18 protein-coding genes are annotated in these 21,355 nt (G+C 56.3%); 11 read left to right on the top strand and 7 right to left on the bottom strand.

Annotated features, from left to right (window positions below; all coding sequences use genetic code 11):
• Positions 1-69: 69 nt before the first annotated feature.
• The 5 genes from LA5095_RS05200 to LA5095_RS05220 form a co-directional block, all read right to left on the bottom strand.
• Positions 70-690 (bottom strand): HD domain-containing protein, encoded by a 621-nt coding sequence (locus tag LA5095_RS05200; protein WP_055404373.1) that lies wholly within the window; start codon positions 688-690, stop codon positions 70-72.
• A 49-nt stretch (positions 691-739) separates the two neighbouring features.
• Positions 740-1,312, bottom strand: coding sequence for a helix-turn-helix domain-containing protein (locus LA5095_RS05205; protein WP_055112489.1), 573 nt, complete (start codon positions 1,310-1,312; stop codon positions 740-742).
• Between the two features lie 50 nt (positions 1,313-1,362).
• Positions 1,363-1,773, bottom strand: a complete 411-nt coding sequence (locus tag LA5095_RS05210) for a VOC family protein (protein ID WP_055112490.1) — start codon at positions 1,771-1,773, stop codon at positions 1,363-1,365.
• On the bottom strand, positions 1,770-2,207 hold the full coding sequence (locus LA5095_RS05215; RefSeq protein WP_055112492.1) for a GFA family protein: 438 nt from the start codon (positions 2,205-2,207) through the stop codon (positions 1,770-1,772). Before LA5095_RS05215 ends, LA5095_RS05210 begins: the two co-directional genes overlap by 4 nt.
• A gap of 78 nt (positions 2,208-2,285) precedes the next feature.
• On the bottom strand, positions 2,286-2,912 hold the full coding sequence (locus LA5095_RS05220; RefSeq protein WP_055112494.1) for a DapH/DapD/GlmU-related protein: 627 nt from the start codon (positions 2,910-2,912) through the stop codon (positions 2,286-2,288).
• A gap of 397 nt (positions 2,913-3,309) precedes the next feature.
• On the opposite strand from LA5095_RS05220, the gene phnC reads away from it, so the two are divergent.
• The 7 genes from phnC (at position 3,310) to parA (ending at position 10,120) form a co-directional block, all read left to right on the top strand.
• The gene (phnC, locus tag LA5095_RS05225; protein WP_055112496.1) at positions 3,310-4,143 is read left to right on the top strand and encodes a phosphonate ABC transporter ATP-binding protein; all 834 of its coding nucleotides are present in this window, start codon (positions 3,310-3,312) and stop codon (positions 4,141-4,143) included.
• 54 nt (positions 4,144-4,197) lie between these two features.
• Positions 4,198-5,115, top strand: a complete 918-nt coding sequence (gene phnD, locus LA5095_RS05230) for a phosphonate ABC transporter substrate-binding protein (RefSeq protein WP_055112498.1) — start codon at positions 4,198-4,200, stop codon at positions 5,113-5,115.
• A gap of 76 nt (positions 5,116-5,191) precedes the next feature.
• Positions 5,192-6,040 carry a phosphonate ABC transporter, permease protein PhnE gene (gene phnE, locus LA5095_RS05235; RefSeq protein ID WP_055112500.1) on the top strand — a complete coding sequence of 283 codons (849 nt, stop codon included), beginning with the start codon at positions 5,192-5,194 and terminating at the stop codon, positions 6,038-6,040.
• A gap of 11 nt (positions 6,041-6,051) precedes the next feature.
• Positions 6,052-7,389, top strand: a complete 1,338-nt coding sequence (gene phnE / locus LA5095_RS05240) for a phosphonate ABC transporter, permease protein PhnE (protein ID WP_055112502.1) — start codon at positions 6,052-6,054, stop codon at positions 7,387-7,389.
• A 77-nt stretch (positions 7,390-7,466) separates the two neighbouring features.
• Positions 7,467-7,991: a cysteine hydrolase family protein gene (locus tag LA5095_RS05245; RefSeq protein WP_055112504.1), complete on the top strand. Its 525-nt coding sequence runs from the start codon at positions 7,467-7,469 to the stop codon at positions 7,989-7,991.
• Between the two features lie 147 nt (positions 7,992-8,138).
• Positions 8,139-9,338, top strand: coding sequence for a lytic murein transglycosylase (locus LA5095_RS05250; RefSeq protein ID WP_055112506.1), 1,200 nt, complete (start codon positions 8,139-8,141; stop codon positions 9,336-9,338).
• A 140-nt stretch (positions 9,339-9,478) separates the two neighbouring features.
• Positions 9,479-10,120, top strand: a complete 642-nt coding sequence (gene parA, locus LA5095_RS05255) for a ParA family partition ATPase (RefSeq protein ID WP_055112818.1) — start codon at positions 9,479-9,481, stop codon at positions 10,118-10,120.
• Between the two features lie 159 nt (positions 10,121-10,279).
• On the opposite strand, the gene LA5095_RS05260 is transcribed toward parA, so the two are convergent.
• Both LA5095_RS05260 and LA5095_RS05265 read right to left on the bottom strand, forming a co-directional pair.
• Positions 10,280-10,843, bottom strand: coding sequence for a GNAT family N-acetyltransferase (locus LA5095_RS05260; protein ID WP_144436060.1), 564 nt, complete (start codon positions 10,841-10,843; stop codon positions 10,280-10,282).
• Between the two features lie 28 nt (positions 10,844-10,871).
• The gene (locus tag LA5095_RS05265; RefSeq protein ID WP_055112509.1) at positions 10,872-11,489 is read right to left on the bottom strand and encodes a LysE family translocator; all 618 of its coding nucleotides are present in this window, start codon (positions 11,487-11,489) and stop codon (positions 10,872-10,874) included.
• A 99-nt stretch (positions 11,490-11,588) separates the two neighbouring features.
• Between LA5095_RS05265 and LA5095_RS05270 the strand changes: the two genes are divergently transcribed.
• The 4 genes from LA5095_RS05270 to LA5095_RS32645 all read left to right on the top strand — a co-directional run bounded on the left by LA5095_RS05270 (position 11,589) and on the right by LA5095_RS32645 (position 21,166).
• Positions 11,589-12,473 carry a LysR family transcriptional regulator gene (locus tag LA5095_RS05270; protein ID WP_055112511.1) on the top strand — a complete coding sequence of 295 codons (885 nt, stop codon included), beginning with the start codon at positions 11,589-11,591 and terminating at the stop codon, positions 12,471-12,473.
• A gap of 572 nt (positions 12,474-13,045) precedes the next feature.
• Positions 13,046-18,484, top strand: a complete 5,439-nt coding sequence (locus LA5095_RS05280) for an alpha-2-macroglobulin family protein (protein ID WP_208992542.1) — start codon at positions 13,046-13,048, stop codon at positions 18,482-18,484.
• A 53-nt stretch (positions 18,485-18,537) separates the two neighbouring features.
• The gene (gene pbpC, locus LA5095_RS05285; RefSeq protein WP_055112820.1) at positions 18,538-20,622 is read left to right on the top strand and encodes a penicillin-binding protein 1C; all 2,085 of its coding nucleotides are present in this window, start codon (positions 18,538-18,540) and stop codon (positions 20,620-20,622) included.
• A 373-nt stretch (positions 20,623-20,995) separates the two neighbouring features.
• The gene (locus LA5095_RS32645; RefSeq protein WP_158510343.1) at positions 20,996-21,166 is read left to right on the top strand and encodes a hypothetical protein; all 171 of its coding nucleotides are present in this window, start codon (positions 20,996-20,998) and stop codon (positions 21,164-21,166) included.
• Positions 21,167-21,355: the final 189 nt, after the last annotated feature.

Raw genomic sequence — 21,355 nt, forward strand, 5'->3', positions numbered from 1 at the left:
ATCAAGCCTTCCAGGCCGGTCCACACCCGGGGATATGTGATTGCTTCGCCGAAAAGATGCGTTCCGGGTTCAGTCGGCACTTTTCCTTAACTCCGATAAAATCTGAAGCGTATTTTCGTCCACGATATCGCGGATTTGCCGCGTCAGGGGAAATACATCCGTGCGCTCGCGTCCGTATGTCAGGTTGAACTCATGAAATTCAACGCTTTGGGGCGGCATCAGGTGGTGCTGCTTAATGGTTTCCAGCTTGTCGAATGCCTTGGCAAGACGCGCCTCGAGCGTTTCAGCCTGAGCGTATTCGTCCCACAGGACAAGAAAATCTCGTGAAACGTCTGCTGGCAGGCTGGCGCAAAGCGTCTGAAAATCGGCTCTTTCCCGCTTCTCCCGATCATCGCCATCGCGTTGCAGCGGTGCCGGAACGTCCCCGGAAATTGCTTCACCGAGGTCGTGTATCAGGCACAGTTTCATGAGCCTCGACAAGTCGACTCCCGCAAGTTCCCTTTCAAACAGAAGAACCATGAGTGCGAGCCGCCAGCTATGTTCCGCCGTGCTTTCCGGACGGCCCTGGCGCGTTGAGCCGGACCGCAGTGTGTCTTTCAACCTTTCTGCCTCCTGGAGAAAGGTCAGGAGTCCGGTCAGTCGTTGAGGCTGCATGGCCGCAGCTGGCATCTCGGGATCTGATAGCGACATGGTGTCGATGATAACGTTCCCGCTGCAGCTTTTCGACAGTCTGAATAATTTATGCAGGTGCCTTTGGCTCATCCCGTACGAGGCGCGCAAATCGTCCGTCTGACAGGGCAAGTCGCGAAATCCGGATATCGCTTTCCGGTATTGTCAGTTCGGTGAATTCCGCGCGTTCCGTGCGGTAGACAATGTCGACGCCGCAGGGTTCGAACCAGCCTTTGTCCTCCAACTGGTGCTCGATACGGCGAATGCTCTCGGAAGCAAATTGCCACAAGGGCCTGTCCATCAGCTCCGAGACAGGCACGTGCCAAAGCCGCACGCGTTTCGGTGATGCGGCAAGAAGCCGGTGAGTCAGGTCGCAGACAAGGTGCACAGGCGTCGAGGCCTGCGTGACAAGGTCCAGAAGAGCACGATCTGACGCGGTTTCCGGACGAGCACGCAATAGACGCGTGATTTTCCGCCGGGCGCGGTCGTCGGGCTCGGACCGTCCACTTTCCCAACGTGAAATCCTGCTTTGGGAAACGCCCAGGTCTTCCGCAAGTGCATGCTGCTTGACCCGGTTGAGCACGCGCCACCTTCTGAGTGAAGGGCCCAGGCTCGATTGAAGAACGGCTGTATCAATAGTCATGCTTCGATTGTAGCGCCAAATGCCGCGCAGGGGGAGGCGGCAGCTCGCATTCAGGTTGACTTGAATGCCCTGCTGGACACCTGAACCGAGTTGCCGTCAGGATCCTTTGCATTTGCAAATTCATATCCGTCTGCCTGGTGAATGGAACCGAACTTCAATCCCTTGTTCGAGGCACTTTCATGAAAGGCTGCAACGTTCGCCACATCGAACACAAGCTTGACCGCAGCCTGGCCGAGCTTTTGCGCTTTGCCTGCCTTGTGAAGCAGCAAGTGCGCACCGCCATTTTCCGGCACCAGTTCGGTCAACCGGTCGGTTGGGGTCCTGATGGCTTTGAAACCAAAGAAGAATGCATAGAACGAGGTACTGATATCCACGTCTCGTACGTAAAGGATGATGCGATGGAGGCCGGCGGCAATCGGGGTCTCGACACACCGCGAACCGGTCTGTTCTGCTTCGTTCATTTTTTGAGTTCGCCTTGTGTGAAGGCGATCGAGGGATCGGACGAATGCTCGACATTCTCGCCCGGAACCGTGACCCACTGATGCTTGCGGTGCTCATATACCGAAAAGCGCGGACTTGGAAAATCCGGATCGGCAAACGCTCCGACCGGGATAGCCGTCACGCCTGGCCAGCCTTCGATCACAAAGGCGAGGGTCGACCCGCAGGTGGGGCAAAAGCGATAAGTGGCCGTGTGCCCGCTGTCGCAATCCCGTTGCCATTCTGAAAACTTGCCCGAAAGCGTGACATGCTCGTCCGGCCATCGTGCCTGAACGGCAAACACGCTGCCGGTCCGTTTCTGGCATTCAAGACAATGGCAGGCGGAGATGCGTACCGGTTCGCCTTCACACACGGCGCTCAGCTGTCCGCATCTGCACGATGCCGTTCGTTTCACCATCTATCGCCTCCAACGCGTTTCGACCTGCAGCAAAGCACTCGAGCTGGATGCGTTCAATAGGGGTGTTATCGAAGACACCTATCGATATTTTTCAATAAAGGCATCAATCGGCAAGTTGCGGAAATCCGGCAAACGTTCGCGTAGTTGCTCATGGCTCCAGTCCCACCATGAAATCTCCATCAAAGCGTCTTCCTGATTTTCGGTGAAACGGCGCTTGATCGGTTTGGCGGCCACACCGCCAACCACCGTATATGGGGGAACGTCCCGCGCGACCACCGCACCCGCAGCCACGATGGCACCCGTTCCGATGGTGACGCCGGCAAGCACGGTGACGTTGTGACCAATCCAGACGTCGTTTCCGATGGTCACCCAGTCGTCCTTGCGCCACTGAAAGAACTCGGCGTCGTCATCACCAAGACCATAGGCGGCCGCCCGGTAGGTGAAATGGTGTTGGGAAGCGCGCCAGGTCGCATGGTTTCCGGGATTGAGCCGCACGCGACGTGCAATCGAGCAGAACTTGCCGATGCTTGTCCAGATGACGTCGCCGTCCTGTACGATGTAGGAGTAGTCGTCCATCCGGCTCTCACGCATGTCGGTTCGCGCGCCGACCTCCGTCCAGATGCCGAGTTCGCAATTCATGATGTTGGCGTCCCGGTGAACATTCGGGCTTTCCGTGAGCGAGGGTTTTTGCGTGGGTGCGGACATCGGACCTCCTTCAAGTGCTGACCTTCCAGGCGAGTGCCTTTTAGCGAGCACAGAGTCTGTGTGCGTGAAGCTTTCATGACGTTGTCATGACGGCAGCCGCTAATTTTGCCTGTTGAACATCGTGGAAAACCACAAAAATCGGACAATCCCGTAAACAGCATCTCGAAATCAGGCCGAACCGTTCAGCGCTCATGAGCTGTAAATCAATCGCGCTAAGGATCGGTAAGAACGGATTGAATTCACTTAACCGGCAAAGCCGGAACAAGGATCGAAAGATCCATGTCATTGAACTGACGTAAATTCTTAGCCTCACTGTCAAGAACTCGTCATCTTTCTGTAATCGACGGATGGCTCATGTCGCCCAGCGTTATCAATCGAAAAAGAACAGGGCTGGCGCGTGATTCAGTTTCAGAATGTCACCAAGACTTTCGGGTCTCGGACTGCGGTCAACAAGGTCAGTTTTAATATCGACGAACCGCAGATGGTCGGCATAATCGGTCGGTCGGGTGCCGGTAAATCGACACTGCTGCGAATGATCAATCGGCTCACACCTGCGACTTCAGGAAAAATCCTGTTCGAGGGACGTGACATACTTCGCCTTCGAGGCGCGATGATGCGCCGTTGGCAGCGCGATTGCGCCATGGTCTTCCAGCAGTTCAATCTTGTTCCCCGCCTTGACGTCGCGACCAACGTGATGCTGGGCCGGTTGAATGGCCACGGCACGTTGAAGAGCCTTTTCAATATCTTCGGCGAAGCGGATGTCGCGGATGCGCTCCAGGCTCTCGATCGCCTCGGTATTGTGCAGGAGGCAACGAAACGTGCCGAAGAATTGTCCGGTGGGCAACAGCAACGGGTAGCGATTGCCCGCGCGCTGATGCAAGGCCCCCACATGATCCTTGCAGATGAGCCGATAGCCTCTCTTGATCCCATGAATGCGAAAATCGTCATGGATGCGCTTCGGCAAATTCATGAGCGCGACAACAAGGTTGTCATCTGCAACCTGCATACGCTCGACACCGCGCGTTCCTATTGCGATCGGGTGATCGGCATGCGTGACGGTTTCATCGTTTTTGATGGGAAGCCGGAAGAACTCACGACCACCGCTGCTCGTGAAATTTACGGCGCGGACGAAAGCTTCAACGAGGCCGCCACTTCCACAGCCATTGATGCCGGAAATACCGGCACAAGAGAATCCGTCGGTGCGATGACCCCGGCGGCGGCAGCAGGTTAATCCGCCTGCGCTCAGATAAACGTCATCAGTTTCAGATCCCGGGGAGTGTCCCAAATGAAAATCGTTTCCAAAATTGCTGCGCTTGCTGCTGTCAGCATGATCGCTCTGAACGCTTCAGTTGCTGGAGCAGAAGAAATCACGGAATTCCGCATCGGTATTCTGGGTGGTGAAAACGCTTCTGACCGCCTGCGTGCTTACGAATGCCTGGAACAAAAAACCGCTGACCTGCTTGGTGTGCCGGTCAAACTGTTCGCACCAGCCGACTACAATGGTGTGATCGAAGGTCTGCTCGGCGGCAATCTCGACATGGCTTGGCTCGGGGCTTCCGGCTATGCGAAGGTCTTCATTACCGATCCGGAAGCTGTGGATCCGGTTCTGGTCAAGGTGAACGTGGATGGCGGCTACGGCTACTATTCCATCGGCTTTGCGCGCAACGACAGCGAGATCAACTCGTTGGATGACATGAAGGGCAAGGTCTTCGGCTTCGGCGATCCGAACTCGACTTCAGGCTACCTGATCCCCTCCATCGCCATTCCGCAGGAAGGCTACTCCATGTCTGCCGGCGAATATTTCGGCGACGTGGTCTTCACCGGTGGCCATGAGCAGACCATTGTTGCTGTTTCCAACGGCGATATCGACGCCGGTGTGACCTGGGCTGACGGCCTCGGCGAGTGGGAAGACGGCTACAACTCCGGTGCCTTGCGCAAGGCCTCTGATGCCGGTCTTGTCGACATGACCGAACTGCGCAAGATCTGGCAATCCCCGGTGATTCCGGAAGGCCCGATTGTTCTTTCCAAGAAGCTGCCGGAAGACGTCAAGATCAAGATGACCGGCCTTGTCGCGTCCTTGAATTCCATCGATCCGGATTGCGCCTACAACATCGCTGCCGGCGAGACCAGGGGTTTCATGCCGATCACTCACGAGGCTTACGTCAACATTGTTGAAGCCCGTAAGGCGAAAAACAAAAACTGATCGGTTCGTCCGAACCGGAACGCGGGCCGCATTTCGGCCCGCGTTTTCTTGCGATCTGCTTCAAAGGACATTGGTAATGGCTGTTGCCGCTCTCGAACAGGAAATCCTGTCCATGCGCAAACGCCGTCAGCTCTATTCTCTCATGGGAATTCTGCTGGTAGCGGCGGTGCTGGTTTCCGGATACTCGAAATCAAACGAGATGAATTCCGGAGGATTCCTGCAAGGCCTTTCCAAGTTCTTTGACTATCCGGGCGAAATCGTTGTGGAAGCGTGGCAGGCCGGACCTGCCTTCTTCGGCCTGATCATTCAGTACGTACCTGCGATGCTGGAGACGCTGAATATTGCCGGGGTTGCGACCCTTCTGGGTGGCGCCATGGCGGTTATTCTGGCGATGGCGTCCACCCGCAACGTCGACAGCTGGGGCCCGCTCATCCCGGTCGTCCGGCGCATGATGGACATCATGCGAGCGTTTCCGGAGCTGATCATTGCCCTTTTCCTGATCTTCGTTCTCGGATCCAGCCCGGTTCCGGCAATGATCGCAGTTGCCTTCCACACAGCGGGGGCACTCGGCAAACTGTTTTCCGAGGTCAATGAAAACATCGACCGAAAGCCGATAGAAGGCCTGTCTGCCTGCGGCGCCAGCTGGCTTCAGCGGATCCGGTTTGCGGTCATGCCGCAGGTCGCGCCGAACTATCTCAGCTATTTCCTGTTGCGGCTTGAAATCAACGTCCGCGCGTCTGCCATTCTGGGGTTTGTCGGTGCCGGCGGTATCGGCCAGGAACTGCGCCGGACAATCGGCTGGGGCAAGGGGGCAGGCGACGAAACAGCAGCAATCTTCGTGCTTTTGTTTCTCACCATCATGCTGATTGACCAGGTTTCTTCCTTCCTGCGCGGCAAACTTGTCGGCGCCAGTCGCGCTCATTGAGGAGAACTGAGATGGCAATCGACACGCTCAATGAGCCGGTCTTCAATCGGGATATGGTCTTCAGGAATGTACGTCGCAGAGCCTGGATCACGGTCGGTGCACCGTTGGCGATCCTGGCATATCTGACCTACACCTGGTTTGCCTTCAATGTGCCGAACCTGCTTGCCAAGGCACAGCCCGAGCGCGCGGCGATCCTTGCGACCGATTCCGTCGCCTACAAGGTTCACGTGACCAAGTTTCTGCGCCGCGACATCATGGAAGTCGCCATTGAAGGGGAACGTCGCGCAACCTATTCACAGGAAGACTTGCCCGAATGGGTTGAAGTCGACGGCACCGACGCCGTGATCGATCTTGGCGAGGGCTACGGGGTCACGATCGCAGGCAAGGTGATGGAATTTACCGTTCCTGACTATGGTACGATCAAGGTCACGGCGACCAACAGTGGTGTCGAGACCGAGCTTCCCGCCGGTCCGGTACCCGACTGGCTGAAGGACAACCCGAAAAAGCTCGATGCCAGGCCCACGCTGGATCGCCGTGTGCAGGTTACGAGGACCAAAATTGAAGTGCATAACTATTTCGGCGGCTGGGAGAATTTCTGGTTTCCGTTTCACTCCGAACTCCACGGCATGTCCTTCAGCCAGCTTTGGGCAATAGCGCTCTCCAATGAGCGCCTGGATCCGAACAGGTCCAACATGTCGCTGATCATGCATGATTTTCTGGAAAATCCGGACTGGCAGCATGGCGAGGTCTTTGTGGCCCTCTTCGAGACGATCATGATGGCTGTGCTCGGCACGATCACCGCAGCCCTGTTCGGCCTGCCCCTGGCCTTTCTTGCCGCTCGGAATTTCACGCCGTCCAGGTTCTTGCGCTTCGGAACGCGCCGACTGTTCGACTTCCTGCGTGGCATCGACATGCTGATCTGGTCCTTGATCTTCATTCGAGCCTTCGGTCTCGGTCCGCTTACCGGCGCACTCGCGATTGCCTTCACCGATACCGGTTCCCTCGGCAAGCTTTTTTCCGAAGCACTGGAAAACATAGACAACAAACAGGTCGAAGGTGTCAGGGCAACCGGCGCCAGCCAGATCCAGAGATACCGCTTTGGCGTGATCCCGCAGATCCTGCCGGTCTTCGTTTCCCAGGTGCTCTACTACCTTGAATCGAATACACGCTCGGCCACCGTGATCGGTGCCCTCGGGGCCGGGGGGATCGGCCTGATGCTGGTCGAGACCATGAAGACCTCGCGTGACTGGGAAAACACCAGTTACATCATCATTCTGACAATCGTCGTCGTGATCGTGATGGACCAGACCTCAAGCTGGCTGCGCCGCAAGCTGATTGAAGGAAGATAAGCCGCGAAAACAGAAAAGCGCGGCAGTTGCGCTTTTTTGCCCCCTATGGTCCGCTTGACCTGCAGGAGGCAAAAACCATGCTGGATCACATCGGATTGCTGATTGTTGACGTCCAAAGGGGCTTTGTTGCACCCGGGACGTCGCATATCCCTCGCATTGTAGAGAAGGTGCAGAACGACTATCGCCATGTCGCGGCATCGAGGTTCTTGAACAACGTCAACTCGCCTCATCGCTGCTTTCTGGGTTGGAACCGTTTCCTGCCAGGCACAAATGAAACGGAACTTGCATTCAAGCCGTCACGAGAAGCTTTCGTTTTTGACAAGCCACAATACTCGGCCGTCTCGTTTGAACTTTTGCGGTGGGTTCATCTCAACAGTCTCTCGGAAGTTCATCTTTGCGGTATCGATACGGAAATCTGTGTGCTGACGTCTGCCACGGCACTCTTTGAAGTCTCCCTCAAACCCGTCGTGCTGGAATGGGCCTGCGCATCAGGAGGTGGGCCCGATGGGCACGCGGCAGGACTTGTGGCATTGCGCCGTCTGATCGGGAAAGACAATGTCTGGGCCGATCAGTCCGGCACCAGTTTTTTCGATGGATCATGACCGCCGCGGTGCGCTGGATTTTCCCTGATTGCGGCGACAGGCAGCCGTTGTATGTGGTTAAGTTCTCTCAGAACCCTTTTTCGCCGCATTTCCGTCGTGCCATGGTCACGACGATCGGCGGATGATTCAACGCACGTGGAGGGGCTGATGCAGCAAGGCGGCTGGAAAAAACTTATTGCAGTGGTTCTCGGATCCGGGATTTTTGCCGGGTCGATGACCGGCGCAGCGTTCGCCATTGAAAGCTGTGTTTCGGCGCTCAAAAAGCAGGCCGTTTCCGCCGGGGTTCGGCCTGAAATCGCGGAGCGGATGCTCAAGGGGGCTTCCTTCGACGAAAAGGTCATCCGGTTTTCGACATCCCAGCCGGAATACAAGACTGAAATCTGGGACTACATGGCCTTCCTTGTCGACGCCGAACGTATCAAGGACGGCAAAAAGAACCTGAAAAAACACCGCAAGACCCTGACCGACATCGAAAAACGCTACGATGTCGATCGTCATATCGTTCTTGCTGTCTGGGGAATTGAGAGCGACTTCGGTCAGTTCAAGGGGGATTTCTATACACCCCATGCTCTCGCGAACCTGGTTTGCGCGGGGAAGCGCCGCCAGAAATATTTCCGTGGCGAATTGATCAAGACCTTGCAGATTGCGTCGCGCGGTGACGTACCGGCCAGTGACTTCCAGGGGTCCTGGGCTGGTGCCTTCGGGCAGACGCAGTTCATGCCCAGCACCTACAACAGTCTTGCTGTTGATTTCGACGGCGACGGACGCAAAGATCTTGTCAATTCCGTCCCCGACGCCTTGGCTTCGACGGCAAATTTCCTGAAAAATGCCGGTTGGCGCGACAGCCGCGCATGGGGTTATGAGGTCAAGGTTCCCGCTGGATACTCAGGCCCTGCCGGTCTCAAGAAACGGGCGTCCCTGTCAACCTGGGGTCAACGGGGCTTGAAGAAGATCGATGGTGGAAACATCTCCGGCAAGACCGAGGCCGCACTGATCCGCCCGGCTGGTGCGAACGGACCGGGTTTTCTGGTAACGCGGAATTTCAACGCGCTTCGCTCCTATAATGCATCGACCTCCTACGGCCTGGCGATTGCGCTCCTGTCCGAACTCGTGTCGGATGGCGATCCTTTCAAGACACCGTGGCCGACAGACAATCCGGGTCTTTCCAGGGCGCAGCGGCTGGAATTGCAGAAGCTCCTCAACAGGAATGGCTTCAATGTAGGCGAACCGGACGGCAAGGTCGGGCCGCTTACGCGGGCCGGGATCAGAAAGGCCGAAGCCAAATATGGGCTGCCTGTTACCGGGCGACCGTCCTGGAATGTCTATAATTCTCTAGGTGGCAAGTAAGGACGCAGGACCGGCATTCTTTGCTTGCAAAACAGGTCGGTCTTTGCAATCGACAGGGGAATATTTCGTATTGCAGCATTGTTTTGTTGCGCTGCGAAAAATGGCATCGCAATATACCGGTTGTTTCCAGGAGGATTGCGATGTCCGGTCGAATATTGACTGTAGCCCAACAAAAGGGCGGGTCAGGGAAAACAACTCTGGCGGCACATCTGGCGGTTGCCCTTGCCGGTCGATCAGGCGAGCCCGTCGCGATTCTGGACGTTGACCCTCAAGGCTCCCTTGGTACCTGGTTCGAGGCACGTGAAGAAAATCTGGGAGAAGCCGGCACCGGCCTTGAGTTCCGGACGGCATCGGGGTGGGGCGCGCGGCGTGAAGCCCGATCCTTGGCAAGATCACATGGTTATGTCGTTGTCGACACGGCGCCGAAAACCGATACAGATGCCAAACCGGCCATAGACGCGGCGGACTTTGTCATTGTGCCAGTCCAGCCGACACCTGTGGATCTTTGGGCGACCTCTCAGACAATCGATCTCGCTGCGCGCGAGAGTACACCGGCTTTGCTGGTGTTGAACCGTGTTCCACCGCGCGCATCACTCACCGGTGAAATGGCCGATGCGATCGCTGCGTCAGGCTATGATGCGTTGAATTCCCGCCTGGGCAACAGGACCGTTTTTGCCTCGGCGATGGGCAAGGGGCTTGCCGTTACCGAAGAAGCACCTTCAAGCAAAGCCTCTCTCGAAGTTGCGTCGCTGATTGATGAATTGGTCAACCGGGTTGGCTAGCTCATAGGGTCACAAAACCTGGCGTCCGAATTTGCGGGTTCGCCAAGGCTGTCTGTGACATCGATCGATGTCACAGACGCGGACAAGGACGAAAGTTCGGAAAATCCTGACGTTTACTGAACTGGTCTGATTTTTCGTTTGTTCGTTTCGCATGTCTGGCTACGTGTCGGTTCCACCTCTATTTTTCGTTGGGTTCGGGGAAGCCGCGATTGGGTCCTTGTGGCGGAATATCAAGAATTTGCCACGTGTGGGGTGCTCTTCTTCCCGTTCGAGGACGGCTCCGAGCTTTTTTGCCAAGCCTATCGAAGCATTATTGCCCTCCACAATACAGCTGTGAACCGCGTCCCACCCGAGGATTTCATGGGCATACCGACGGGCTCGGATTGCAGCTTCGTATGCGAAGCCTTGCCCCTGTTTTTCAGTGACGATGCTCCAGGAAATCTCACGTTCGGGCCAGCTTTCAGGGTACCACAGTCCCACGATGCCGCAAAAATCACCCGTTGCTTTCTCTTCGATTGCCCAGGCGCCATATCCCCGGATGATCCAGTGTCCCATCATGGCAGATGCCGCACGCCATGCGGAAGATCGGTCAAGCGGGCCACCATAATACCGGGTCTGTTCCGAGGCGTAGAAATGCGCATATGCATCGAAATCACATTCTTCCCGGAATTCACGAAAGATCAGTCGTTCGGATTCAATTGTCGGTATCTTGAAGCAGGTCATATGAGCAGTTTCCTGTTGTGTGAGGTTTTCAGGCGCGTGCGGCTGTGACAATACCGGCGCCGATTAACCAGCTGGCACCGAAGCGTGAAACCAACTTTGAAGTTTCAGGGGACTTCAGTTGACGGGCGAGCGTGTCCGCCAATGCAACCCACGCAGTCGTCGTGAAAAAGACAATCACCAGGAACGTTGCTTCAAGTGTGATGATTTGCGGCAATAATGGTTGGTTCGGTGTGATGAACTGTGGGAGAAAGGCGACAAAGAAAAGGACGTCCTTGGGGTTCAGTGCCGTGACCAGAAAGGCATCGCGCATTATCCGGATGCGCGTAGGTGGGCGATTGATGCTTTCCTTGAACGTTGATCCCGCTCCGCCTTTCCACACTTTGATACCCAGCCATACCAGATAAACCGCTCCGGCGAACTTCAGCGTCAAAAACAAGGTTGCGGAGGCTTGCAGGATCGCACCGGCGCCAAGGAGCGAAATTGTCATGGCAACAAAGTCACCAAGGATAACCCCGGGAATGGCCGCAGCAGCAAGCGATCTGCCATTGCTGATTGTATATCCCATCACAAGCATGACAACCGGACCAGGCACCAGCAGCAACACGAGCGAGGCAAATGTAAACGCAAGCCAAACTTCGATATTCATCGTGCTCTCCTAATATCAATGTGAATTTCGCTAAATTTTGTTTGAGTTCGTGAAAAAATCAAATCAATATGAAATTCATAATCGAAGTTGAGCTACGATATGGATTGGAAGAAAATACCGTCTTTGCATGCGTTGCGCGCCTTTGAAACGGTGGCGCGAAACAAGAGCTTTACGGCTGCGGCACGCGAACTAAATGTCACGGAAGCTGCGGTGCGCCAGCATGTTCGCGGACTGGAGGAATGGTTTGGTGTCAGCCTTGTCGAGCGCAAAGGCAAGGGTGTCAGCTTGACTAAAACGGGAGAGCGATTGGCAGCGTCCACGTCCGATTGCTTTCAGACACTTGTTCAAGGGGTCAATTCTCTTGTTGCTGCCGAGGAGAACCGGCCTGTCACTGTCGCATTGACACCGGCATTCGCAGAGATCTGGCTGATGCCGAGACTGGATAGCTTCTGGAAGGAACATCCGGATATTGAGATAAGTCTCCAGCCAAGTCTGCAGCTTGCCGAAATCCGCGGCGAGCAGTTCGATCTGGCAATCAGATACGGTCTCGGGAAGTGGCCCGGCACCAAGACGACACGCTTGGCATCGGCGGAGTATGTCGTTGTCGCAAGGCCCGGCCTCGCTGATGCGGCCGTATCGAGGGAACTGAGCGATCTGAGTGATCTCAAATCTTACCCATGGCTCTTTGAAGCGTCGCGCCAGGAGCATCGTGACTGGGCCGAAAGGCATGGTATCGATTTCGATGCACGGACCAACCGTCACTATCCAACCAACTCGCTCGTGATTGCGGCGGCCAGAGCTGGCCATGGCGTCTCCCTGCAATCGCGGGCGCTGGTGCAGACGGATCTGAATCTTGGCATACTCGAGGAGCTTTATGCTGAGGACAGTGCTCCATTGGCGTACTACCTCGTTACGCGTTCCGGCTTGAGCTCAAAAGCGAGGGAATTTGTCAACTGGCTGAAAAAGGCAGCAAGTCAGACCTAAAAATCAAACCCCTGGCAGATAGCACTTTTCCATATGCAGATGCCTCTCAAGTTTGCAACAACGCAAATCAGGACTTGCCTGGCGAAATGGGACTGCAGGCAGCGAAGCCCGTCATACTCTCTTGAGCAGAAAGTGCACTGGACGAAGCGGCGTGTTTCAAGCTGCAAAAAGGCAATCCGAATGTGATATGCGTTCTCCGGTTTGCTTCAAGCGCCACGTCTGTCGGGTTCGAACGCCGGTCGATCGAATCTTGAATTTCACAGAGCGCGGCCATCGTGTTGCTGCTCGATGAGAGAAGCGGACGGCAAACCTGCCCGCATTCGCCAAGCTGGTCGCCCTTCGGTATCGGCGCGTATGTGCCAGACCACGGTCTGGTCGGACATTGCACCGGTGCATTTGTCGAAATTTTTGCCTTGTCCTAGTCACGTTCCGATGCCTTGATAGGGGAAATTATCGGTCCGGGAGGACAGGCCATGTTTCTTTTTTCCAAAGTTTTCAAATCCGTTTATTCAAAAACAGCGCATCGGAACAGCCGAAAATCTAGGATTTTCCGTCCGATTCTGGTTGCAGGAGTGGCTGCCATACTGGCAATGCCTGCAGTTGCGCAGGACCGGCGCATCGTGACGATCGATGACGCCGACTTCTTCGGAAGTGACTACCGAACCGTGAAGGATGTTGATCTGGAGGGCTGCAAGGCGGCCTGTCTGACTGACAATCAGTGCCGCGCCTTTACGTTCAACACGTCGGCCGGCTGGTGCTTTTTGAAATCGGATTTCGGCGAACTCCAGAGTTTCGCTGGCGCCATTGCAGGCAGGGTGGTTGAAGTCAGGGCGCCACGCGCAGATCTGAGCGCGGACAGGAAAGCGGAACTGGCGTTTCTGCCCGGTTCGCAATTGGAAACCGCGGCAACCTACACGCAAAGCATCGCCAATTCCGGCCGCTCGACGGCACAAACGGTGGAACAGCTGCGCCGCAACGGGATTGCAGCGCTGAACAATCGCAATGGAGCGCTCGCCGAGGCGGACTTTGTCCAGTTGATCGTTCTGGAACCTGGCGACTTCAACGACTGGACAAGCCTGACAGCAGCATTGCTGCTTCAAAATCCGGATAACTGGCAGGAACGGGAAACCAAGCAGAAAAACGCGGTATCCGCTGCCATCAATGCCTATCTGAAGGCGATCAATTCGCAGGAGAGGGCATTTGCACTTGATCTGCTCGGACGGGCGCTGGAACGCCGCAACGAATTCAAACCGGCGATCAAGGCACTGCGCGCCTCGCTCGCACTCGAGGAAAATCCGGACCTGCGTCGCCGTTACGACGGCCTTGTTGCACAGCATGGCTTTCGTATCGTCGATCATCAGGTTGATTCGGACAGCGTCTCTCCCAGAATCTGTCTGACCTTTTCGCAAAAGCTCTCTCTGGGCGAAGACCTCGGGCCTTATGTCACGGTCAAGGGTTCCGGCTCGGTCTCGGTCGAAACCGAGGGGAACCAGATCTGTGCCGACGGTCTGGAGCACGGAGCCCGCTATCAGGTCACAGCCCGCAGTGGCTTGCCGGCCGCCGATGGCGAAAAGCTTGAAAAGACGGCTGAATTGTCGATCTACGTGAAGGATCGTGCGCCATCGGTCCATTTCCTCAGCCGCTCTTACGTTCTCCCCTCAGGTGGCAATCCAACCATTCCGATCGTGTCGGTAAACAGCACCGAGGTTGAAACCGTGATTTATCGCGTCGGTAACCGGTCTGTCGCGGACGTTCTGCGCGACAACCGTTTCCTGCGTCAGCTCGATTCGTGGAAGGCAGATCAGATCGAGGACGAGCTTGGCGAAAAGGTCTGGTCCGGAATTCTCGAAACCGAAAACACGCTGAACCAGGACGTCACTACGGCGTTCCCCGTTTCCGATACCGGGATCGAACTGAAGCCCGGTGTCTATGCCATGACGGCGCGCTCCAAACTCGATTTGCAGAACCGTTGGGGCACACTTGCCACACAGTGGTTCCTGGTGTCGGACCTCGGATTGACCGCACTTACAGGCGACAGCGGCATTGCAGCGAATATCCGTTCTCTCTCAACAGCAAAATCGCTTGATGGCATTACCGTCAGGCTTCTGGCGGTGAACAATGAAGTGCTCGGTGAGACCACGACAAACGCGGAGGGCTTCGCCGAGTTTGCAGCCGGCCTGACGCGTGGTCGCGGTGGATCTGCACCGGGAGTTCTCATCGCCGAGACCGGGGAGGGAGACTATTCGTTCCTCGATCTGCGCAAACCCGCATTCGATCTTTCCGACCGCGGGGTTGAAGGCAGGCCTGCGCCGGGACCACTGGATGTCTTTGCCTGGACTGACCGTGGGATCTACAAGGCCGGCGAAACGGTTCACGCCCAGGCTCTCCTTCGCAATTCGAAGGCAATGGCACAGGAAGACTTTCCGCTGACATTTGTTTTCAGCCGTCCCGACGGCGTGGAACATGCCCGTTATACCGTGACCGATAGCGGTCTTGGTGGTCATTTGCAGGATCTCGATCTTGGCGGGACCGTGCAACAGGGGATCTGGTCCTGGCAGGTCTTCGCCGATCCCAAGGGAGGAGCGCTCGCGCAGGAGACTTTCCTTGTGGAAGATTATCGACCTGAAAGGGTCGATTTCGAGCTGGAAACCCGAGCGACAGCCTTCAGTCAGACATCTCCGACATCGATTACGCTGGAGGCGAAGTTTCTCTACGGTTCTCCCGCCAGCGGCCAGACTCTGGAAGGCGATGTCATCGTGCGCCCCGTTCGCACGCTCAAGGCCTATCAGGGGTATCTGTTCGGACTGGAGAATGAAGAGACCTATTCCCAGCGCGGTGCGATCCCGTCAGGTCTGAAAACGGACGAGGATGGCAAACTCTCTTTTGACGTGACCCTGCCGACCCTGCCCGAGACGACGACCCTGTATGACGCTGAACTGGTTGCACGTCTGGTCGAGGCGGGTGGACGCTATGTTGAACGCGATCTTGACCTGCCGGTTGCCCTGGATGGGCCACGTATCGGTATCAGACCGGCATTCGATGGCGGTGTTGATGAGGGCGGACCTGCTGCCTTTTCCCTGATTGTCATCGGTGCGGACGGCGAGCAGCTGGACGCGGACGACTTGTCATGGACACTTTCCAAGGTCAGCCGGAGATACCAGTGGTACCGTCTTGACGGACGCTGGTCCTTTGAGCCGATAACCACATCAGAGCGGGTGGCCAGCGGTGAAGTGAGCATTGAAGCGGCGAAACCCGCCGAACTGTCCCTGCCGGTGGAATGGGGTGAATACAGGCTCGATGTAAAGGGGAGCGGTTCGCTTCAGACCTCGACAAGTGTTTCGTTCAATGCTGGCTGGTACTCCGCGGACGCGTCATCCGAAACGCCGGACTATCTCGACGTCGGACTGGACAAGGCAAGCTATCGGCCTGGTGAGACGGCGAAGTTGCGGCTGAAGCCGCAGATGGCCGGGATTGCGGTGGTGAACGTTGTCTCGGGTGGTCTTCTTGCGAGCCGCACCATTGAAGTGTCTGCGGAAGAAACCGAAATCGAGCTTCCCGTCAGCGACGAATGGGGCGCGGGTGCCTATGTCACCGCGAGCCTCTACCGCCCCATGGATATCGACCAGAAACGCATGCCCTCGCGGGCAATCGGACTGTCCTGGCTTAAGGTGGATCCGGGCGATCGCGTGATTGATGTCGAGTTGTCTGCACCGGGACGGATCCTGCCGGAAACCACACTTGAGGTTCCGGTCAGGCTTGCCAATCTTCAGCCTGGTACCGAGGCCTATCTGACTGTCGCGGCCGTTGATGTCGGCATTTTGAATCTGACAAATTTCAAGACACCGGACCCGGATGCCTGGTATTTTGGCCAGCGCCGGCTCGGAACGGATATCAGGGATCTTTACGGACAGCTGATCGACCGGATGGCCGGTACTTTGGGAAGGATCCGGTCCGGCGGTGATGCCATGTCACTCAGACTTGATTCCCCGCCGCCCGACGAGGAGCCGGTCGCTCTGTTTTCGGGGCTCGTGAACGTCGATTCAGATGGAAATGCGACGGTTTCGTTCGATGTTCCAGCCTTCAATGGTGCACTCAGGTTGATGGCCGTTGCCTGGACGCCTGACGGCGTAGGCCATGCCGATCAGGAAGTGGAAGTCAGGTCGCCCGTCGTGATGACGGCAAGTGCACCCGCGTTCCTCGCTCCCGGGGACAGTTCGCGTCTCGCGATCGAAATCGACAATGTGGACGGTGAGACCGGAACCTATGAACTGGAGGTCACTGCTGGTGAAGGGTTGTCGATCGACAATGCTCCAAGGCAAGTCCGTTCATTCGAGATTGAAAAGGGCAAGAAGGTTCTTGCACTGCTGCCGGTCAGCGCCGGTTCCGATCCATCAGACAGTGAAGTCGTTGCGTCGCTTACGGGTCCGGACGGTGAGAGCACCGTCAAGCGAATCGGGCTTGAGATCAGGGACACGCAACCCAATGTCGTGCGAAGGTCGTCCTTCCAGCTCGCATCCGGAGACAACCTGAGCCTGAGCGCTGACAGTTTCGACGGATTGAGGGCGCAAACCGTTGATGTCACGCTCACGGCGGGCGGTGCTGCCAGCATTGACGTTGCCGGCTTGTTGGCCGCGCTCGACCGGTATCCATACGGCTGCACCGAGCAGACCACGAGCCGGGCCTTGCCGTTGCTCTATTTGAGCGAAGTCGCCGAAGCGGCAGGGCTTGGCGGTGACGACGCGATCAGGGGTCGGGTGGTCAAGGCCATTTCGGCTGTGCTCGCCAACCAGTCCTCTTCAGGTGAATTTGGCCTTTGGAACAGCTTTGGCGATGGTGACACCTGGCTAGACGCCTATGTGACCGACTTCCTGACCCGCGCCCGGGAGAAGGGATACCGGGTCCCGGACCTCGCGTTTACCACGGCACTGGACAATCTGGAGAACCGGATGGCCTATGCATCCGACTTTCAGGACGGTGGTGAGGGAATTGCCTACGCGCTGTATGTGCTTGCAAGAAACGGTCGCGCGTCGATGGGCGATCTGCGCTACTACCTGGATGCGAAGCTGCAAAGCTTTGCGACACCGCTTGCCAAGGCGCAGGTTGCCGCAGGACTTGCGCTTTACGGCGAGAGGGAACGGGCCGCAACCGGATTTACCGCAGCTCTCAATGCTTTGCCTCGGGAAAAGAACCAGACCTACCGCAGTGACTATGGTTCTTCGTTGCGCGACAGCGCGGGCGTAACAGATTACATCGTTTCTGCCTCGGCCGGAACGCAGCTGGAAGAAGACGCGGTTGACAGGTTGAAGGCTGCGCAGAGCAGAACGTCGAACCGATCAACACAGGACATGGCGTGGCTGCTTCTTGCGGCGCAGGCACTAAACGAGTCAGCGGACGAGGCCCGGATATCAGTCGGCGGCGCAGAAACCCCAGGCCGACTGGCATGGGCGTTCAGTGGCAGCGAACTGGAAGGAGTGCCGGTTCAGGTGACAAATAACGGCGCGGCAGCGACAGATCTTCTCGTTTCTGTTGTCGGGCAGCCGGTTACACCGGAGCCGGCCGGCGGCAAGGATTACTCAGTCGAGCGCCGGATCTACGATCTGGACGGCAATCTGGTGGATCCGTCGGCAGTCCCGGTCAATACACGTCTCGCCGTTGTTCTCACCGTGCGTGCACTGACAGATCAGCCAGGACGGCTGATGGTTGTCGACCGGTTGCCGGCAGGTCTCGACATCGACAATCCGAGACTGGTGCGCTCCGGTGACCTTGGGGGGCTTTCCTTCCTGTCAACCATAGACTCCCCGCAGCATGCTGCCTTTTACGATGACAGGTTCGAGGTTGCCGTTGATCAGACCCGGCAGGGTGGCCAGGAACTGACGTTTGCGTATCTGGCACGTGCAGCGATACCCGGCGCATTCGCTCATCCACCGGCCTCGGTTGAGGACATGTACCGGCCTGACCGTCGTGCGATCACGGAAACTGGCCGCTTCAACGTTCTGGGCCCGACCCGGTAACACTGGAAATGGTAATCCGGTTGCGGCAGTTCTGGCAAGGAAACCGGCGATCGATGGCGATCGCCGGAGTTTGCCTTTGCACATTCCTGGGAGCTGGAGGCTGGAAAGTACTCTCTGACTTCAAGGCCCTTGCGCCGCCACCACAAATTTCTGATTTGCCGCTTTCGGTCGTCGTTCTTGACCGTGAAGATCGTTTGCTCAGGGCGTTTACCAGTCGCGATGAGAAATGGCGGCTACCGGTTGAGCTTGACGAGATCGATCCACTCTATGTTCAGATGCTGCTTTCATTCGAAGACAAACGGTTCTTTGAGCATGACGGCGTTGATGCGCGTGCCCTGATCCGGTCGATTTTGCAGGGTGTTCGGCACGGCCGCATCGTTTCCGGTGGTTCGACGCTGACAATGCAGGTCGCACGGCTGCTGGATGAAGCACCGACAAGAAGTGCTCGGCGCAAGTATGAGCAGGTCCTGAAGGCCGTGAAGCTCGAACAGACTTATTCCAAGGAGGACATTCTCCGGCTTTACGTGTTGAGAGCACCCTTCGGCGGCAACCTGGAAGGGGTCCGTGCGGCAAGCCTGACCTGGTTCGGCAAGGAGCCAGGGCGCTTGACGGTGGCCGAGGCCGCGCTTCTGGTTGCGCTGCCTCAAAGCCCGGAAGCTCGTCGGCCGGACCGCTTTCCTGACCGGGCCCGAAAAGCACGCAACAGGGTTCTTGCCAGAGCAGTTGTCGCTGGCGTTATTTCACCGGCCGAAGCTGCTTCGGCCTCAGCGGAACCCGTGCGGACACGGCGCAACAATATGCCGCTGGTTGCTGCCCATGAAAGCCGCCACGTGCGAATCATGGCTCCAAAGCGGGCTGTACATCACCTGACGATCGACAAGGACCTGCAGTCGGCTCTGGAAGCACTCGCACGAACGCGCGCCAACAGCTTTCCGGTGCCGGTTTCCCTTGCAATCATCGTGGCGGACCACCGCAGCGGTGAAATTGTAGCTCGGCTCGGCGCACCGGACCTGTTGGACGAAGCGCGATTGGGTCATATCGACATGACCCGGGCAGTGCGTTCACCCGGTTCGACACTGAAGCCATTCATCTACGGGCTTGCATTTGAAGAAGGCGTTGGGGTCCCGCAAAGCCTGATCAGGGATCGACCGACCAATATAGGGGGTTATCAGCCAACCAATTTCGACCGCGCTTACCAGGGGACGGTGACACTGCGAGAAGCTTTGCAGCTTTCCCTGAACACGCCGGCTGTCCAGTTACTGGAAGCAGTTGGACCAGCGCGGCTGCTGGCGCGTTTGAAACGGGCGGGCGCCCGGCCGGTTCTGGAAAAAGGCAAGCCAGCGGGATTGGCGATCAGTCTCGGTGGACTGGGTTTGTCGCTGAAGGACCTTGCGCAGGCTTACGGAGCCCTGGCGCGGGGCGGCCAACCGATCGAATTCAGGCATTGCCGGGTGTCATGTCTTCCGCAGGGGCCGCAACAGCAATCTCAAAAGGTGCTTTCGGCAAAGGCGGCAGTCATGGTGAGCGACATTCTGGTCGGGATGCCACAGCTTCAAGGCTCCGAGACTCAGCATATTGCCTACAAGACCGGGACTTCATATGGATATCGTGATGCGTGGGCGCTCGGGTTCGACGGAAAATACGTTGCCGCCGTATGGGTCGGACGGCCAGACGGATCACCGGTGCCGGGGCAGACAGGACAAAAGACTTCTGTACCGATTCTTTTTGAAGTCTTTCAAAAACTGAGTATAGCACGCGTGCCATTTCCTCCACACCCGCCTAATGTCGCTGCCGCACTTGCCGGAGATGTACCGCTACCGCTCCAATATGCCAGAACATCTGGAAATCGGAGTGTACCCCGCCAGGAAGACAGACTGCTGATTTCGTATCCACCGGATGGTGCGGAACTGCACCTGGGGCTGAAGCCGTCGGAAGAAGGACGGCAATTTTCCCAACCGCTCGTTGTCAAATTCAAAGGTGGCGTTGCACCCTATGCGGTTCTTGTCAACGGAGCCCCGTTCCAAACCGATTCTACTCAACGACAACTGATCTGGCAGCCGGAGTCACCCGGATTTGCAAATGTGACGGTCAAGGACGCCAGCGGAAAAAGCGCAAGCGTTTCCGTGAAGATCAAATAAGTAATTGTATTAAAACGATTTTATCGAAAATTCGAGACTCGATTCGACGCGTCCTCTGCATTTTCGGGCCTGCTGCTTGGTTGGAAGCGGATTTGGCGCCAGGTGCCGGATCGAGAAAAGGAGTGTATTTTTTGCTACTTGCAACTCGCGTTATAAGAGAATACTTAATCTGACTCAGAGTCATTTTTTAAACTTAAGTATAATTAGATTAATTTGGAGTTTATACATGTAAAAATCGAATAGATTGTAATTTTAAGAGTCGAAAAACTATTATGCAATTATTTATATGAATTGATTATTTTCTTAATCTTTTAAATTCAACCATAGGTTATACATTCATTGGTTGATTTGATGTGTGTAACCAGGGTTCAATATGAGAAAATTTGTTTCGATTTTCATATATAATCGAGAAAAAGCCAGTAAAAACAATGTTACTAAAAAAGCACAGCGCGTAACAGTTGTGAGCTCTGGAGTTGTTTTGCGCTTGCCGGTTGAGCGCAAATTTGGTTTTACCATTGGTGCGATGGCGAGTAATCGTCAGTAGAAATGGATCACGTAACGTTGTTTTGGTCTATTTTTCAGAGAAATCGCGGGGACAGAGCCCGGCAGGCCGAAAATCCGGTAGTTCAAGGCTCTGAATTGAAATTGACTTTTGGAGGTCAGAAATGAAACTCAAGGGCTTGATGCTCGGCGTAGCAGCTGCTGCTACCGCTACCACCGCCCAGGCAGCCGA

Origin of the sequence: Roseibium album (assembly GCF_001404515.1) — a bacterium.
Classification (GTDB): domain Bacteria; phylum Pseudomonadota; class Alphaproteobacteria; order Rhizobiales; family Stappiaceae; genus Roseibium; species Roseibium album.

What these genes read in the sequence shown, in the direction of transcription:
- phnD (WP_055112498.1), top strand. Translation starts at nt 4,198, where the DNA reads ATGAAAATCGTTTCCAAAATTGCTGCGCTTGCTGCTGTCAGCATGATC.
- LA5095_RS05265 (WP_055112509.1), bottom strand. Translation starts at nt 11,489, where the DNA reads ATGAATATCGAAGTTTGGCTTGCGTTTACATTTGCCTCGCTCGTGTTG.
- LA5095_RS05270 (WP_055112511.1), top strand. Translation starts at nt 11,589, where the DNA reads ATGGATTGGAAGAAAATACCGTCTTTGCATGCGTTGCGCGCCTTTGAA.
- LA5095_RS32645 (WP_158510343.1), top strand. Translation starts at nt 20,996, where the DNA reads ATGAGAAAATTTGTTTCGATTTTCATATATAATCGAGAAAAAGCCAGT.
- LA5095_RS05205 (WP_055112489.1), bottom strand. Translation starts at nt 1,312, where the DNA reads ATGACTATTGATACAGCCGTTCTTCAATCGAGCCTGGGCCCTTCACTC.
- LA5095_RS05250 (WP_055112506.1), top strand. Translation starts at nt 8,139, where the DNA reads ATGCAGCAAGGCGGCTGGAAAAAACTTATTGCAGTGGTTCTCGGATCC.
- parA (WP_055112818.1), top strand. Translation starts at nt 9,479, where the DNA reads ATGTCCGGTCGAATATTGACTGTAGCCCAACAAAAGGGCGGGTCAGGG.
- phnE (WP_055112500.1), top strand. Translation starts at nt 5,192, where the DNA reads ATGGCTGTTGCCGCTCTCGAACAGGAAATCCTGTCCATGCGCAAACGC.
- phnE (WP_055112502.1), top strand. Translation starts at nt 6,052, where the DNA reads ATGGCAATCGACACGCTCAATGAGCCGGTCTTCAATCGGGATATGGTC.
- LA5095_RS05245 (WP_055112504.1), top strand. Translation starts at nt 7,467, where the DNA reads ATGCTGGATCACATCGGATTGCTGATTGTTGACGTCCAAAGGGGCTTT.
- pbpC (WP_055112820.1), top strand. Translation starts at nt 18,538, where the DNA reads ATGGCGATCGCCGGAGTTTGCCTTTGCACATTCCTGGGAGCTGGAGGC.
- LA5095_RS05215 (WP_055112492.1), bottom strand. Translation starts at nt 2,207, where the DNA reads ATGGTGAAACGAACGGCATCGTGCAGATGCGGACAGCTGAGCGCCGTG.
- LA5095_RS05220 (WP_055112494.1), bottom strand. Translation starts at nt 2,912, where the DNA reads ATGTCCGCACCCACGCAAAAACCCTCGCTCACGGAAAGCCCGAATGTT.
- LA5095_RS05210 (WP_055112490.1), bottom strand. Translation starts at nt 1,773, where the DNA reads ATGAACGAAGCAGAACAGACCGGTTCGCGGTGTGTCGAGACCCCGATT.
- LA5095_RS05260 (WP_144436060.1), bottom strand. Translation starts at nt 10,843, where the DNA reads ATGACCTGCTTCAAGATACCGACAATTGAATCCGAACGACTGATCTTT.
- LA5095_RS05200 (WP_055404373.1), bottom strand. Translation starts at nt 690, where the DNA reads ATGTCGCTATCAGATCCCGAGATGCCAGCTGCGGCCATGCAGCCTCAA.